The sequence below is a fragment of the Salmonella sp. A29-2 genome, from assembly GCF_020150755.1.
GTDB lineage: Bacteria > Pseudomonadota > Gammaproteobacteria > Enterobacterales > Enterobacteriaceae > Salmonella > Salmonella enterica.
This window is the reverse complement of sequence record NZ_CP083731.1, coordinates 4,712,471-4,726,878: the sequence shown is the minus strand read 5'-3', so window position 1 is coordinate 4,726,878 and position 14,408 is coordinate 4,712,471. Positions and strand designations below refer to the sequence as shown.

14 protein-coding genes are annotated in these 14,408 nt (G+C 51.2%); 12 read left to right on the top strand and 2 right to left on the bottom strand.

Translation table 11 applies throughout. From position 1 onward, the window contains the following. Window positions 1-70 precede the first annotated feature (70 nt). Window positions 71-883 (bottom strand): dienelactone hydrolase family protein, encoded by an 813-nt coding sequence (locus K8W53_RS22920; RefSeq protein WP_000213959.1) that lies wholly within the window; start codon window positions 881-883, stop codon window positions 71-73. A gap of 258 nt (window positions 884-1,141) precedes the next feature. On the opposite strand from K8W53_RS22920, the gene udp reads away from it, so the two are divergent. The 9 genes from udp to tatD all read left to right on the top strand — a co-directional run bounded on the left by udp (window position 1,142) and on the right by tatD (window position 9,194). After that, the gene (udp, locus tag K8W53_RS22915; RefSeq protein ID WP_000045169.1) at window positions 1,142-1,903 is read left to right on the top strand and encodes a uridine phosphorylase; all 762 of its coding nucleotides are present in this window, start codon (window positions 1,142-1,144) and stop codon (window positions 1,901-1,903) included. A 139-nt stretch (window positions 1,904-2,042) separates the two neighbouring features. Then, entirely contained in the window at window positions 2,043-3,473 is a 1,431-nt protein-coding gene (gene rmuC, locus K8W53_RS22910; RefSeq protein WP_000355562.1) for a DNA recombination protein RmuC, read from the top strand. Between the two features lie 95 nt (window positions 3,474-3,568). Beyond that, on the top strand, window positions 3,569-4,324 hold the full coding sequence (ubiE, locus tag K8W53_RS22905) for a bifunctional demethylmenaquinone methyltransferase/2-methoxy-6-polyprenyl-1,4-benzoquinol methylase UbiE (RefSeq protein WP_000229009.1): 756 nt from the start codon (window positions 3,569-3,571) through the stop codon (window positions 4,322-4,324). Window positions 4,325-4,333: 9 nt separating this feature from the next. Then, entirely contained in the window at window positions 4,334-4,939 is a 606-nt protein-coding gene (gene ubiJ, locus K8W53_RS22900) for a ubiquinone biosynthesis protein UbiJ (protein ID WP_001116090.1), read from the top strand. Continuing rightward, the gene (gene ubiB, locus K8W53_RS22895) at window positions 4,936-6,576 is read left to right on the top strand and encodes a ubiquinone biosynthesis regulatory protein kinase UbiB (RefSeq protein ID WP_000187559.1); all 1,641 of its coding nucleotides are present in this window, start codon (window positions 4,936-4,938) and stop codon (window positions 6,574-6,576) included. Before ubiJ ends, ubiB begins: the two co-directional genes overlap by 4 nt. A 205-nt stretch (window positions 6,577-6,781) precedes the next feature. Next, window positions 6,782-7,036, top strand: a complete 255-nt coding sequence (gene tatA / locus K8W53_RS22890) for a Sec-independent protein translocase subunit TatA (RefSeq protein ID WP_000508972.1) — start codon at window positions 6,782-6,784, stop codon at window positions 7,034-7,036. A gap of 3 nt (window positions 7,037-7,039) precedes the next feature. Next, window positions 7,040-7,588 carry a Sec-independent protein translocase protein TatB gene (gene tatB, locus K8W53_RS22885; RefSeq protein ID WP_058654860.1) on the top strand — a complete coding sequence of 183 codons (549 nt, stop codon included), beginning with the start codon at window positions 7,040-7,042 and terminating at the stop codon, window positions 7,586-7,588. A gap of 2 nt (window positions 7,589-7,590) precedes the next feature. Further along, window positions 7,591-8,370 (top strand): Sec-independent protein translocase subunit TatC, encoded by a 780-nt coding sequence (tatC, locus tag K8W53_RS22880; RefSeq protein ID WP_000257554.1) that lies wholly within the window; start codon window positions 7,591-7,593, stop codon window positions 8,368-8,370. A gap of 41 nt (window positions 8,371-8,411) precedes the next feature. Next, on the top strand, window positions 8,412-9,194 hold the full coding sequence (tatD, locus tag K8W53_RS22875) for a 3'-5' ssDNA/RNA exonuclease TatD (RefSeq protein WP_000459637.1): 783 nt from the start codon (window positions 8,412-8,414) through the stop codon (window positions 9,192-9,194). A 7-nt stretch (window positions 9,195-9,201) separates the two neighbouring features. Here the strand turns inward: tatD and rfaH are convergent, their stop codons facing one another. Further along, window positions 9,202-9,690, bottom strand: a complete 489-nt coding sequence (gene rfaH, locus K8W53_RS22870) for a transcription/translation regulatory transformer protein RfaH (RefSeq protein WP_001192410.1) — start codon at window positions 9,688-9,690, stop codon at window positions 9,202-9,204. Between the two features lie 185 nt (window positions 9,691-9,875). Between rfaH and ubiD the strand changes: the two genes are divergently transcribed. The 3 genes from ubiD to K8W53_RS22855 all read left to right on the top strand — a co-directional run bounded on the left by ubiD (window position 9,876) and on the right by K8W53_RS22855 (window position 14,218). Continuing rightward, window positions 9,876-11,354 carry a 4-hydroxy-3-polyprenylbenzoate decarboxylase gene (ubiD, locus tag K8W53_RS22865; RefSeq protein WP_024147914.1) on the top strand — a complete coding sequence of 493 codons (1,479 nt, stop codon included), beginning with the start codon at window positions 9,876-9,878 and terminating at the stop codon, window positions 11,352-11,354. An 85-nt stretch (window positions 11,355-11,439) separates the two neighbouring features. Continuing rightward, a complete protein-coding gene (gene fre, locus K8W53_RS22860) occupies window positions 11,440-12,141 on the top strand; it encodes an NAD(P)H-flavin reductase (RefSeq protein ID WP_000209836.1) in 702 nt (233 codons plus the stop codon). Between the two features lie 253 nt (window positions 12,142-12,394). Continuing rightward, window positions 12,395-14,218: an aryl-sulfate sulfotransferase gene (locus tag K8W53_RS22855; RefSeq protein WP_000669901.1), complete on the top strand. Its 1,824-nt coding sequence runs from the start codon at window positions 12,395-12,397 to the stop codon at window positions 14,216-14,218. Window positions 14,219-14,408 lie beyond the last annotated feature (190 nt).

The window sequence follows — 14,408 nt, the reverse complement described above, 5'->3', positions numbered from 1 at the left end:
CGATGACGCTTTGTTGAGCCTACACCGACTCCGGTCTCGTAGGCCCAACAAACATCGTAATGCGCTGTGGTTAGCCTTTTTTCCCGCCGTACTGCGCGAACCATTCCAGCATTCTTTGCCAGCCGTCTTTCGCTGAGGCTTCGTGGTAGCCCGGACGATAATCGGCATTAAACGCGTGCCCTGCATCGGGATAGACCACGATTTCCGCCTTCGCATTAGCGGCGCGTAGCGCCTGACGCATGGTTTCCACGCTCTCCTGTGGAATACTGGTATCCTGTCCGCCGTATAAACCCAGTACCGGCGCGTTAAGATCGGTGGCGATATCAACGGGATGCTTCGGCGAATTAAGTGACGTGTCGCCCACCAGCTTGCCGTACCACGCTACCGCCGCTTTTAACTGTGGGTTGTGCGCGGCGTATAGCCAGGTAATTCGGCCTCCCCAACAAAAACCGGTGATCATCAGCCGATGCGCATCCCCGCCGTTGCGCGAAGCCCAACTGGCGACGTGATCCAGGTCGGCAAGGACTTGCGAATCGGGTACTTTAGCCACCAGCCCGCTCAATAATGTGGGTATATCGGCGAAATCATTGGGGTCGCCTTCGCGGAAATAGAGTTCCGGCGCGATAGCGAGATAGCCTTCCAGCGCCAGTCGTCGGCAAATATCGCGAATGTGTTCATGTACGCCAAAAATTTCCTGTACCACAATGACCACAGGCAGCGCGCCGTCGCTCGCTTTTGGTCTGGCGTAATAGGCTGGCATATCGTCGCCCTGAGAGGGGATCGACGTTATCCCCGCGCTAATGGCCCCATCAGGCGTATGAATCATCGTAGGGGCAAGTGGGGAAGCTGCAGGTGCAAAGCCGGATGGATGTGTCGTTGTCATGGTATTCTCCGTACCCTTAAAAAATAGCGCAATCTTAACTATAGACAGTGTGTAACAAACCACATTGCCTTAAAGCGGCTATCTTTTGTGCAATGCCTGGCGATATTGATTATTTATTGTGATGTGAATCACTTTTTAATGGTAAGCGAGTGCAATTGTTTTACGTCATAGTGATGGCTGTCACGAAAATATCTTTATGCCTTAGGTAAAGTGTCTCTTTGCTTCTTCTGACAAACCCGATTCACAGAGGAGTTTTATATGTCCAAGTCTGATGTTTTTCATCTCGGCCTCACCAAAAACGATTTACAAGGGGCCCAGCTCGCCATCGTCCCTGGCGATCCTGAGCGTGTGGAAAAGATCGCCGCGCTGATGGATAAGCCGGTTAAGCTGGCATCTCACCGCGAATTCACCTCCTGGCGCGCTGAGCTGGATGGTAAAGCAGTTATCGTTTGCTCTACTGGTATCGGCGGCCCGTCTACCTCTATTGCCGTGGAAGAACTGGCGCAACTGGGTATTCGTACCTTCTTGCGTATCGGCACCACGGGGGCTATTCAGCCGCACATCAACGTCGGCGACGTTCTGGTAACGACCGCATCCGTACGTCTGGATGGGGCGAGCCTGCATTTTGCGCCGATGGAATTCCCGGCGGTTGCCGACTTTGCCTGCACCACCGCGCTGGTTGAAGCCGCGAAATCGATTGGCGCCACGACTCACGTTGGCGTAACCGCCTCTTCCGACACTTTCTATCCGGGTCAGGAACGTTACGACACATATTCTGGCCGCGTTGTTCGTCGCTTTAAAGGCTCTATGGAAGAGTGGCAGGCGATGGGCGTGATGAACTACGAAATGGAATCCGCTACGCTGTTAACCATGTGCGCAAGCCAGGGTTTACGCGCAGGTATGGTGGCGGGCGTTATCGTTAACCGTACCCAACAAGAGATTCCGAATGCGGAAACGATGAAACAAACTGAAAGCCACGCGGTGAAAATCGTCGTGGAAGCGGCCCGTCGTCTGCTGTAATTCTCCTCTCTTTTGCAAAGGCCGACGCGTTCGGCCTTTTCTTTTTGCGTGGCGCCTCGCAGGAAATCCCTTTTAAACTGGACGTTTATACAGCACAATTCTATTTTGTGCAGGACAGTGTGGTTCCAGGAGAGGTGTTGTGGATATTACTCTTATGATAAGCGCCGTCGTGGCGCTGGCGGCTGGGGCGGTGATTGGCTGGCTGGCGACGAAAGCGCACGCCGATCAAATCCGCGCCGATCTTATCGAAGAACGGCGTGAGCTGGATATCGAACTTAGCGCGGCCCGGCAGCAATTAGCGCAAGAAGCGCACTGGCGCAGTGAATGCGAGTTACTTAATAACGAACTGCGCAGCCTGCACAGTATTAATACCTCTCTGGAAGCCGATCTGCGTGAAGTCACGACCCGTCTGGAAGCGACTCAGCAACACGCGGAAGACAAAATCCGTCAGATGATCAACAGCGAACAGCGTTTAAGCGAGCAGTTTGAAAATCTGGCGAACCGTATCTTTGAACACAGTAATCGTCGCGTAGACGAACAAAACCGACAAAGCCTGAATAGCCTGCTGACGCCGCTGCGTGAGCAACTGGACGGTTTTCGCCGCCAGGTTCAGGAGAGTTTTGGCAAAGAAGCGCAGGAGCGGCATACGCTGGCGCACGAAATTCGTAATTTGCAGCAGCTTAACGCGCAAATGGCGCAGGAAGCGATCAACCTGACGCGCGCCCTGAAAGGGGACAATAAGGCGCAAGGAAACTGGGGCGAAGTTGTGCTGGCGCGGGTGCTGGAGGCATCCGGACTGCGTGAAGGCTACGAATACGAAACCCAGGTCAGTATTGAGAACGATGCGCGCTCGCGGATGCAGCCGGATGTCATCGTCCGCTTGCCGCAGGGCAAAGATGTGGTCATCGACGCTAAAATGACGTTGGTCGCCTACGAGCGTTACTTTAACGCTGAAGATGACTACACGCGCGAGGCCGCTTTACAAGAGCACATCGCCTCGGTGCGCAATCATATTCGCTTACTGGGGCGTAAAGACTACCAGCAGCTTCCCGGCCTCCGCTCGCTGGACTATGTTCTGATGTTTATCCCCGTAGAACCCGCTTTCCTGCTGGCGTTAGATAAACAGCCCGAACTGATAACCGAGGCGCTGAAAAATAACATTATGCTGGTAAGCCCCACGACGCTGCTGGTGGCGTTACGGACAATCGCCAACCTGTGGCGCTATGAACACCAGAGCCGCAATGCGCAGCACATCGCAGACAGAGCCAGTAAGCTCTACGATAAAATGCGGCTGTTTGTTGATGATATGTCAGCGATCGGTCAGAGTCTGGATAAAGCGCAGGATAACTACCGCCAGGCGATGAAAAAACTTGCGTCGGGGCGTGGCAACGTTTTGGCGCAGGCGGAGGCTTTCCGGGGGCTAGGCGTGGAAATCAAACGCGAGATTAATCCGGATTTAGCGGAACAGGCCGTTACGCAAGATGAAGAATATCGTTTACGATCGATCCCTGAAGGGCGGCAGGATGAACATTATCCCAATGATGAACGGGTGAAGCAGCAGTTAAGTTAACCCATACGGAGTAGTTTAGTCCTGGCGCAGAGTAGGGCAAATTGGCCCAATCTGTTACACTTCTTGAACATTTTTATCGATAAGCAGGCACTGAGATGGTGGAAGATTCACAAGAAACGACGCACTTTGGCTTTCAGACCGTCGCTAAAGAGCAGAAAGCTGACATGGTGGCCCACGTTTTTCATTCTGTGGCGTCAAAGTACGATGTGATGAATGACTTAATGTCATTTGGCATTCATCGTTTGTGGAAGCGCTTCACCATTGATTGCAGTGGCGTGCGTCGTGGACAAACCGTTCTCGATTTAGCGGGTGGTACGGGCGATCTTACCGCGAAATTTTCACGTATGGTCGGGGAAACTGGCAAAGTTATCCTGGCGGATATTAATGATTCTATGCTCAAAATGGGGCGTGAGAAGCTGCGTAATATCGGCGTGATCGGCAACGTAGAGTATGTGCAGGCGAATGCCGAAGCTCTGCCTTTCCCTGATAATACGTTTGATTGCATTACCATTTCGTTTGGTTTGCGCAATGTAACGGAAAAAGAAAAAGCGCTGCGGTCAATGTTCCGTGTGTTGAAACCCGGCGGACGTTTACTGGTGCTTGAATTTTCCAAGCCTATCATTGAGCCGCTGAGTAAAGCGTATGACGCCTATTCTTTCCATATTTTACCGCGTATTGGCTCGATGGTCGCGAACGATGCGGATAGCTATCGGTATCTCGCGGAATCCATCCGTATGCATCCCGATCAGGATACCTTAAAAGCCATGATGCAGGACGCCGGATTTGAGAGCGTGGATTATTACAATCTGACGGCGGGCGTTGTGGCATTGCACCGTGGTTATAAATTCTAGGAGGGTGGAATGCCTTTTAAACCCTTAGTGACCGCAGGAATTGAAGGTCTCCTCAATACGTTTCTGTATCGTTCGCCAGCGCTGAAATCAGCCAGAACGCGCTTACAGGGAAAAGTACTGTGTGTGAAACTAAAGGGATTTTCGACGCCATTAGTCCTGGTATTCAGCGAACGCCAGGTTGATGTGCTGGGGGCATGGGAAGGCGAAGCGGACTGTACGGTAATCACTCAAGCTAGCGTTTTGCCAAAACTACGAGATCGTCAGCAGTTGGCCGCGCTTATTCGCAGCGGCGAACTGGAAGTGCAGGGCGATATTCAGGTCGTGCAAAATTTTGTGGCGCTCGCCGATCTCGCCGAATTCGATCCTGCGGAGCTGTTGGCACCATACACGGGTGATATTGCGGCGGAAAGTATCGGTAAGGCCGTGCGTGGCGGGGCTAAATTCCTGCGCCACGGGTTTCAACGCCAGCAGCGTTATGCCGCTGAAGCGATCACTGAAGAGTGGCGTATGGCGCCTGGCCCGCTGGAAGTCGCATGGTTTGCCGAAGAAACCGCGGCTGTTGAGCGCGCCGTAGATTCTCTGACCACACGGCTGGAAAAACTGGAGGCCAAATGACGCCAGGTGAAGTACGGCGCCTATATTTCATCATCCGCACGTTTTTAAGCTACGGCCTTGATGAACTCATCCCCCGAATGCGTCTTACACTGCCACTCCGATTATGGCGCTATTCGCTGTTCTGGATGCCAAACCGGCATAAAGATAAATTGCTGGGTGAACGATTAAGACTGGCGTTGCAAGAGCTGGGACCGGTCTGGATCAAATTTGGCCAGATGCTCTCCACGCGCCGTGACCTGTTCCCGCCGCAAATCGCCGATCAGCTCGCTTTGCTCCAGGATAAAGTCGCGCCATTCGATGGTCGGCTGGCGAAAGCCCAGATTGAAGAGGCGATGGGGGGGCTACCAGTCGAAGCCTGGTTTGACGACTTTGATATCCAGCCTTTAGCGTCGGCGTCAATCGCCCAGGTACATACCGCGCGATTGAAATCAAACGGTAAAGAAGTGGTTATTAAGGTCATTCGCCCGGATATTTTGCCGGTAATTCAGGCAGACCTGAAACTGATTTATCGCCTTGCTCGCTGGGTACCACGCCTGTTGCCGGATGGGCGTCGTCTGCGCCCGACGGAAGTGGTGCGTGAGTATGAGAAAACGCTGATCGATGAGCTGAATCTGCTGCGGGAATCGGCCAACGCGATTCAGTTACGCCGCAATTTTGAAAATAGTCCCATGCTGTATATCCCGGAGGTGTACTCCGATTACTGTAGCCAGAACATGATGGTGATGGAGCGGATATACGGCATTCCGGTTTCGGATGTGGCGGCGCTGGAAAAGAACGGCACCAACATGAAACTGCTGGCGGAACGCGGGGTTAAAGTTTTCTTCACCCAGGTTTTCCGCGACAGCTTTTTCCATGCGGACATGCATCCGGGAAATATTTTTGTCAGCCATGAACACCCTGAAAACCCGCAATATATCGGCATTGACTGCGGTATCGTCGGGTCGCTAAACAAAGAAGATAAGCGTTATCTGGCTGAAAACTTTATCGCGTTTTTTAATCGCGATTACCGAAAGGTGGCAGAACTGCATGTCGATTCAGGCTGGGTTCCGCCAGATACCAACGTTGAAGATTTTGAGTTTGCCATCCGCACCGTCTGTGAACCTATCTTTGAAAAGCCGCTCGCGGAAATCTCGTTTGGTCATGTGTTGTTAAACCTTTTCAATACAGCGCGTCGATTTAACATGGAAGTCCAGCCGCAACTGGTGTTGTTGCAGAAAACATTATTGTATGTTGAAGGGGTTGGGCGGCAGCTTTATCCTCAGCTTGATTTGTGGAAAACGGCGAAGCCGTTTCTTGAGTCCTGGATCAAAGATCAGGTGGGTATTCCGGCTCTCACGCGGGCTCTTAAAGAAAAAGCGCCGTTCTGGGTCGAAAAAATGCCAGAAATACCTGAACTGGTGTACGACAGTTTGCGCCAGGGCAAATATTTACAGCACAGTGTTGATAAGATTGCGCGCGAGTTACAGGTAAACCATGTGCGCCAAAGTCAGTCTCGTTATTTATTGGGAATTGGCGCAACGCTGTTACTGAGCGGGTCATTCTTACTCGTCAACCGCCCTGAATGGGGATTGATGCCTGGCTGGCTCATGGTCGGCGGCGTAGTTGTCTGGCTGGTTGGCTGGCGTAAAACTCGTTGAGATTTTTTATCGCTCAACGCCGGTTGTGTCACGCAGGTACATATTATCACTTGAGGCAGTACTCAGGTCGCAAGTCAATGTCGTCCCGGTCGTATGTAAAAGTATGTGAATAGGGCGGGCGAAAGCGGCTAACAAAGAGGCAGCGCGAAGGATAATGTGTATAATGCGGCCCTATTAATTCATCATCTATCACAGAGGAACATGTATGGGTGGTATCAGTATTTGGCAGTTGTTGATTGTTGCCGTTATCGTCGTACTGCTGTTCGGCACCAAAAAACTCGGTTCCATCGGTTCCGATCTTGGCGCGTCTATCAAAGGCTTTAAAAAGGCCATGAGCGATGATGATGCCAAACAGGATAAAACCAGTCAGGACGCTGATTTTACCGCTAAATCTATCGCGGATAAGCAAGGCGAAGCGAAAAAGGAAGACGCTAAAAGCCAAGATAAAGAGCAGGTATAATCCGTGTTTGATATCGGTTTTAGCGAACTGCTGTTAGTGTTCGTTATCGGCCTCATTGTGTTGGGGCCGCAACGATTGCCAGTAGCGGTAAAAACGGTAGCGGGCTGGATTCGCGCGTTGCGGTCCCTTGCGACAACGGTTCAGAATGAACTGACTCAGGAACTGAAACTTCAGGAGTTCCAGGACAGTCTGAAAAAAGTCGAAAAGGCGAGCCTGGAAAATCTGACTCCCGAACTGAAAGCATCTATGGATGAACTGCGTCAGGCGGCGGAGTCGATGAAACGCACCTACAGCGCTAACGATCCCGAACAAGCGAGCGATGAAGCGCATACCATCCATAATCCGGTGGTAAAAGGGAACGAAACGCAGCATGAGGGCGTCACCCCTGCCGCCGCTGAAACACAGGTGAGCGCGCCGGAACAAAAGTCGGAGCCCGTTAAAGCTAACGAGCCTGAGTCGACGGAAACCGCTTCCGTAGCCACGATAGACGCCGAGAAGAAATCCGCTGCGCCTGTTGTCGAATCTTCCCCCTCGTCGAGTGATAAACCGTAAACATGGCTGTAGAAGATACTCAACCGCTTATCACGCATCTGATCGAGTTGCGTAAGCGCCTGCTAAACTGCATCGTCGCAGTACTTCTGATTTTTCTGGCGTTAATTTATTTCGCCAATGATATTTATCATTTAGTCGCCGCACCGCTGATTAAACAGATGCCGCAAGGGGCGACAATGATTGCGACGGATGTGGCGTCGCCGTTTTTTACGCCTATCAAACTCACCTTCATGGTGTCTTTGATCTTATCCGCGCCTGTCATTTTGTACCAGGTTTGGGCCTTTATCGCCCCGGCGCTGTATAAGCATGAGCGTCGTCTGGTCGTACCGCTGCTGGTATCCAGCTCGCTGCTTTTCTACATTGGTATGGCCTTCGCCTATTTTGTCGTATTCCCTTTGGCCTTTGGTTTCCTGACGCATACGGCGCCGGAAGGGGTACAGGTTTCGACAGATATCGCCAGCTATCTTAGCTTTGTCATGGCGCTTTTTATGGCCTTTGGCGTAGCCTTTGAAGTGCCGGTGGCGATTGTGTTGCTGTGCTGGATGGGCATCACCACGCCAGAAGATTTACGTAAAAAACGGCCTTATATCCTGGTCGGGGCATTCATTGTGGGAATGCTGCTTACGCCGCCAGATGTTTTCTCGCAAACGTTGCTGGCGATACCGATGTACTGCCTGTTTGAAATTGGCGTTTTCTGCTCACGCTTTTATGTCGGTAAGCGACGGACGCGCGACGAAGATAACGAGGCCGAAACCGAAAAGGCCGAGCACACTGAAGACTAAACACAACCGCCCGCCAGGGCGGTTGTCATATGGGGGCAAGCATGTTTGATATTGGCGTTAATTTAACCAGTAGCCAGTTTGCAAAAGATCGTGATGATGTGGTCGCCCGTGCGTTTGCGGCGGGAGTAAAAGGTATGCTACTGACCGGAACGAACATCCATGAAAGTCAGCAGGCGTTAAAACTGGCGCGGCGCTACCCCCATTGTTGGTCGACGGCTGGCGTCCATCCCCATGACAGCAGTCAGTGGTCACCCGCGTCTGAAGACGCCATTATTGCGCTGGCGAACCAGCCGGAAGTCGTCGCTATCGGTGAGTGCGGGCTGGATTTCAATCGTAATTTTTCCACGCCGCAGGAGCAGGAGCGTGCCTTTCAGGCGCAGCTACAAATTGCCGCCGAATTACAGATGCCAATCTTTATGCACTGCCGGGACGCGCATGAGCGATTTCTGGCATTGCTTGATCCCTGGCTGGATAGTCTTCCGGGTGCAATACTGCACTGCTTTACCGGTTCACGCCAGCAAATGCAGGCCTGTGTGGACAGAGGGCTCTATATCGGTATTACCGGGTGGGTTTGCGACGAACGACGCGGGCTTGAGCTACGTGAACTCTTACCGTTTATTCCAGCGGAAAAGCTACTGATAGAAACCGACGCGCCGTATCTGTTGCCTCGCGATCTTACGCCGAAACCAACGTCACGACGCAACGAGCCCGCGTATCTGCCTCACATCCTGGAACGCATTGCGCTATGGCGTGGTGAAGATCCGCAATGGTTAGCGGCGATGACAGATGCCAACGCCAGAACCTTATTTGAGGTCGTATTCTGAACGATCGCTAAATCTTGCGAAAACCGGTGTTTTTTACGCTCTGCTTCACTTCTTTATTGAGTAAATTAAGCAGTAACATCGAACGCGTTTCGCCATCCGGTTCGGTAAAAATCGCTTTCAGCCCTTCAAATGCGCCTTCCGTGATGATGACGCTATCGCCGGGATAGGGGGTTTCAGGATCGACAACGCCTTCGGGCTTGTAGATAGAAAGCTGATGAATAACGCTGGAAGGCACGATCGCAGGATGCGCGCCAAAGCGCACAAAATGGCTGACGCCGCGCGTGGCGTTGATTGTAGTGGTATGTATCACTTCCGGATCAAATTCAACGAACAGATAATTAGGAAAGAGCGGTTCGCTGACGGAGGTACGTTTTCCGCGTACCATTTTTTCCAGGGTGATCATCGGTGTCAGGCAACTTACCGCTTGTCTTTCGAGGTGTTCCTGAGCACGCTGAAGTTGCCCGCGTTTGCAGTACAGTAAATACCAGGATTGCATAATGACTCTTATCCGCTTGTTCGGGGCGCAAGCATAGCAAAAGCCATGCGCGAAGTTAATTATACACTTCATCCTTTAAGCCGTATCTGGATTAGCGTTGGTTGCCAGAGTTCACGCTAATTTAACAAAAATACAGCATCCCGATGATGAACGCCGTATAATGATGCGCTTACCAAGAGGCTACAATGGACGCCATGAAATATCACGATTTACGCGACTTCCTGACGCTACTTGAGCAGCAGGGGGAACTAAAACGCATCACGCTACCTGTGGATCCTCATCTGGAAATCACGGAAATCGCTGACCGCACGCTGCGTGCCGGTGGACCGGCGTTGCTGTTTGAAAATCCTAAAGGTTACTCCATGCCGGTGCTGTGCAACCTTTTTGGCACGCCAAAACGCGTGGCGATGGGCATGGGGCAGGATGATGTTTCCGCATTACGGGAAGTGGGTAAATTATTAGCGTTTCTGAAAGAACCTGAGCCGCCGAAAGGCTTTCGCGATCTGTTTGACAAGCTGCCGCAGTTTAAGCAAGTGCTGAATATGCCGACGAAACGGTTACGCGGCGCGCCTTGCCAGCAGAAAATCGCGTCTGGCGATGATGTCGATTTAACGCGTCTTCCTGTCATGACCTGTTGGCCGGACGACGCCGCGCCGCTGATTACCTGGGGACTGACGGTAACGCGTGGCCCGCACAAAGAACGGCAAAACCTGGGCATTTATCGTCAGCAGTTGATAGGTAAAAATAAGCTGATTATGCGCTGGCTGTCTCACCGCGGCGGCGCGCTGGATTTTCAGGAGTGGTTAGCCGCGCGTCCGGGTGAACGTTTCCCGGTCTCCGTCGCATTGGGCGCCGATCCGGCGACGATACTTGGCGCCGTGACTCCTGTTCCCGATACTCTGTCGGAGTATGCCTTTGCGGGCCTGCTGCGCGGCACGAAAACTGAAGTGGTTAAATGCCTTTCTAACGATCTGGAAGTGCCTGCCAGCGCCGAGATTATCCTTGAAGGTTACATTGAGCCGGGAGAGATGGCGCCGGAAGGACCGTATGGCGATCATACGGGCTATTATAATGAAGTGGATAACTTTCCGGTCTTTACCGTCACGCATATTACGCAGCGTGAGGATGCCATCTATCACTCCACCTATACCGGGCGTCCGCCCGATGAGCCTGCGGTATTAGGGGTGGCGCTCAATGAAGTCTTCGTGCCTATTCTGCAAAAACAGTTTCCGGAAATCGTCGACTTTTATCTGCCGCCGGAAGGGTGTTCTTACCGCCTGGCGGTAGTGACGATGAAAAAGCAGTACGCTGGTCATGCGAAACGCGTCATGATGGGCGTCTGGTCGTTTTTGCGCCAGTTTATGTATACGAAATTTGTTATCGTTTGCGATGATGACGTTAACGCACGCGACTGGAATGATGTGATCTGGGCGATTACCACCCGTATGGACCCTGCGCGGGATACGGTGCTGGTTGAAAATACGCCGATTGACTACCTGGATTTTGCCTCGCCGGTCTCCGGGCTGGGTTCAAAAATGGGGCTGGATGCCACAAACAAATGGCCGGGCGAAACCCAACGCGAGTGGGGTCGCCCTATTGTTAAAGATCCTGAAGTTACCGCGCGTATTGATGCGATTTGGGATGAGCTGGCTATCTTTAAATAACTGAAAGCGGACATCGACATTTCAGGCTGCGGCGACTCGGCTTGAAAAATGTCGGTATTGACCCGACACCCGACAGAGGGAGCGCATGACAACCTTAAGCTGTAAAGTGACCTCGGTAGAAGCTATCACCGATACCGTATATCGGGTTCGTTTAGTGCCGGACGCGGCGTTTACATTCCGCGCTGGTCAGTATTTGATGGTCGTAATGGACGAGCGTGACAAACGCCCGTTTTCGATGGCCTCAACGCCGGACGAGAAAGGGTTTATTGAATTACACATTGGCGCTTCCGAGCTCAATCTGTATGCGATGGCGGTCATGGATCGAATTCTGAAAGACCGGGAAATCGTCGTCGATATTCCGCATGGCGACGCCTGGCTACGTGACGATGAAGAGCGTCCGTTGATTCTGATCGCGGGCGGTACGGGCTTTTCTTATGCGCGCTCCATCCTGTTGACGGCGTTAGCGCGCAACCCGGCCCGCGATGTTACCATTTACTGGGGCGGCCGCGAAGAAAAGCACCTCTATGATCTCTCTGAGCTGGAAGCACTCTCTGTTAACCATCCGAATTTGCGTATTGAACCTGTTGTCGAGCAGCCGGAAGAAGGCTGGCGTGGACGTACAGGAACGGTACTTACGGCGGTATTGCAGGATTATGGTACGCTGGCGGGGCACGATATTTATATTGCCGGACGTTTTGAGATGGCGAAAATCGCCCGCGATCTGTTCTGTCATGAGCGTAACGCGCGGGAAGATCGTCTGTTTGGCGATGCGTTCGCATTTATTTAACTATTTTATGGGACGCAGTAGCGTCCCTTTTTACGTTAGCCTACCTAAAAGTCCTCTTAAATATTAATTAATCGTCAACTATAAAACCTTATGATATTGAATATCTACAGGCTTTGTATTGCGTGTAATAAATTAAGTAATATTATGTCCTGAGGCTATCAATAAAAATAGTTAATTATATATGCTTCATTTATTTTTATAAAAGAAACATAAAATGGAAAGTTAGTTATTTATTTATAAGATGGAGAGTGTTATGAAATTTAAATATGCTTTAACTTCTCTCGCATTATCTGTTGCAATTTTGTCATCAGTACCTTCTACTGCTTTCGCCATCGGCGGCGCCAGCGGCGCTAAAGTGGACTATCAGGTCCAGGGAAAAATTGGCGAAGTTGTTATGAACCCCTATGATATCGCGCCGCTAACCGCCGTTATTCGTAATGGCGGTTACCAGTTACGTGACGTGCATGTACGGATTGTACCCAAAGAAAATGGCCAGGAGATCGCGTATAAAGTTAATAATAAATACCTTTTAACGTATGGCGGTATTCCCGTCTTTGGTCTTTACCCGGATTATGTCAATACCGTTGAAGTTGAATATACAAGGATCCAGGGTAGTAAAACCGAAAATGTAAAAGAAAGCTATAAAATGTATGCGCCGCCTGCCTATATTGAATCAGCGGGTACAAAAGAAGAACAATCAGCACTCTTTACTATCGATGTTAAAAAGGTTTCCCCAGAATTTAAAGATCGCTTGTATCTTTTGAATAATACGAAAGATAAGTCTGGGAATGGAACGCGTACTGTCTGGAATAACCCTACTGGGGGTGCATTAGAATGGAACTTCACTACAGCTAACGCTATTATCGACACCTCCGGTGATATTCGTTGGTTTATGAATCCAAGTTCAATTTATGATTTAAAGTCAATTTATCGTGCTGGCGTTATGATGGGCTTTAAACAAAACCAGGATGGCGCACTATCGTGGGGCTACGGTCAGCGTTATGTGAAATACGATATCATGGGGCGTGAAATCTTTAACCGCCGCCTGCCGGATAATTATAACGATTTTTCACACTCAATGGATAACGCGGCCAACGGTCACTACTTCCTGCGTGTAGCCAGCTCTAACTATAAACGCCCTGATGGGAAAAATGTTCGTACCGTGCGTGATGTGATTGCCGAAGTTGATCAGAACGGCGTGGTAGTGGATGAATGGCGTCTGTTTGATATCCTCGATCCTTATCGTGATGTGATAATGAAAACTCTCGATCAGGGCGCTGTGTGCCTGAATATCGACGCCAGCCAGTCCGGCCATACGTTGAGCGAAGAAGATCTGGCGGCGCTGGACTCCTCCGACAAATTCGGGGATATCGTGGGTAGTGGGGCTGGCCGCAACTGGGCGCATGTCAACAGCGTCGACTATGACAGTGAAGATGATTCCATCATCATCAGCTCCCGCCACCAGAGTGCGATTATCAAAATCGGCCGCGATAAGAAAGTGAAGTGGATACTGGGTACGCCTGCTGGCTGGAAAGCGCCATTTAATGCCGCAATTCTGACGCCAGTGGATAGCAAAGGCCAAAAAATCGCTTGCCAGGACAGTGGCTGCGAGGGTGACTTCGACTGGACATGGACGCAACATACGGCTTTTAAAATTGATAGTAAGAGTAAAGGCGATATCTTATACCTTTCCGCTTTCGACAATGGCGATGGCCGCGGCTTAGAACAGCCTGCTATGCAGAGTATGAAATACAGCCGCTCCGTGATTTACAAAATCGACCAGAAAAACAAGACAGTCCAACAGATCTGGCAATACGGTAAAGAGCGCGGGAACGAGTGGTTTAGCCCGGTAACCTCTATCACCGAGTACCAGACTGACAAGAATTCTGTGTTCGTGTATTCCGCAACAGCAGGTGGTGCGTTTGATTTGTCGGTAGGCGCATTTACCAGCTTACCTAATCCGTATCTGGAAGAGTTCAAATGGGGAGAAAAAGAGCCTGCGGTCGAAATGCAAATACATGGTGCGCGTGGATATCAGGCTATGCCATTTAGCCTGACCAAAGCGCTTACTGAGTAGAGCGGGCCATACGGTGAAAAAACCCGCCCCTGACGGGCGGGAAAAACGGCAACTAAACTGTTTCCCGTCATAATTCGCGCAGCCTCTTTGTTGGCTGCCTTTGCTCACCCCGGGCACATAGTTATCTATGTGCCCGGGGATTCGCTCAGTTGCCGCTGCGCTGCAATGCGAGTTATTTAGGGGATATTAT

Coding starts and splice junctions, on each gene's coding strand:
- tatA (WP_000508972.1), top strand. CDS start 6,782: ATGGGTGGTATCAGTATTTGGCAGTTGTTGATTGTTGCCGTTATCGTC.
- fre (WP_000209836.1), top strand. CDS start 11,440: ATGACAACCTTAAGCTGTAAAGTGACCTCGGTAGAAGCTATCACCGAT.
- ubiE (WP_000229009.1), top strand. CDS start 3,569: ATGGTGGAAGATTCACAAGAAACGACGCACTTTGGCTTTCAGACCGTC.
- ubiD (WP_024147914.1), top strand. CDS start 9,876: ATGGACGCCATGAAATATCACGATTTACGCGACTTCCTGACGCTACTT.
- rfaH (WP_001192410.1), bottom strand. CDS start 9,690: ATGCAATCCTGGTATTTACTGTACTGCAAACGCGGGCAACTTCAGCGT.
- ubiJ (WP_001116090.1), top strand. CDS start 4,334: ATGCCTTTTAAACCCTTAGTGACCGCAGGAATTGAAGGTCTCCTCAAT.
- K8W53_RS22855 (WP_000669901.1), top strand. CDS start 12,395: ATGAAATTTAAATATGCTTTAACTTCTCTCGCATTATCTGTTGCAATT.
- tatD (WP_000459637.1), top strand. CDS start 8,412: ATGTTTGATATTGGCGTTAATTTAACCAGTAGCCAGTTTGCAAAAGAT.
- ubiB (WP_000187559.1), top strand. CDS start 4,936: ATGACGCCAGGTGAAGTACGGCGCCTATATTTCATCATCCGCACGTTT.
- tatC (WP_000257554.1), top strand. CDS start 7,591: ATGGCTGTAGAAGATACTCAACCGCTTATCACGCATCTGATCGAGTTG.
- udp (WP_000045169.1), top strand. CDS start 1,142: ATGTCCAAGTCTGATGTTTTTCATCTCGGCCTCACCAAAAACGATTTA.
- K8W53_RS22920 (WP_000213959.1), bottom strand. CDS start 883: ATGACAACGACACATCCATCCGGCTTTGCACCTGCAGCTTCCCCACTT.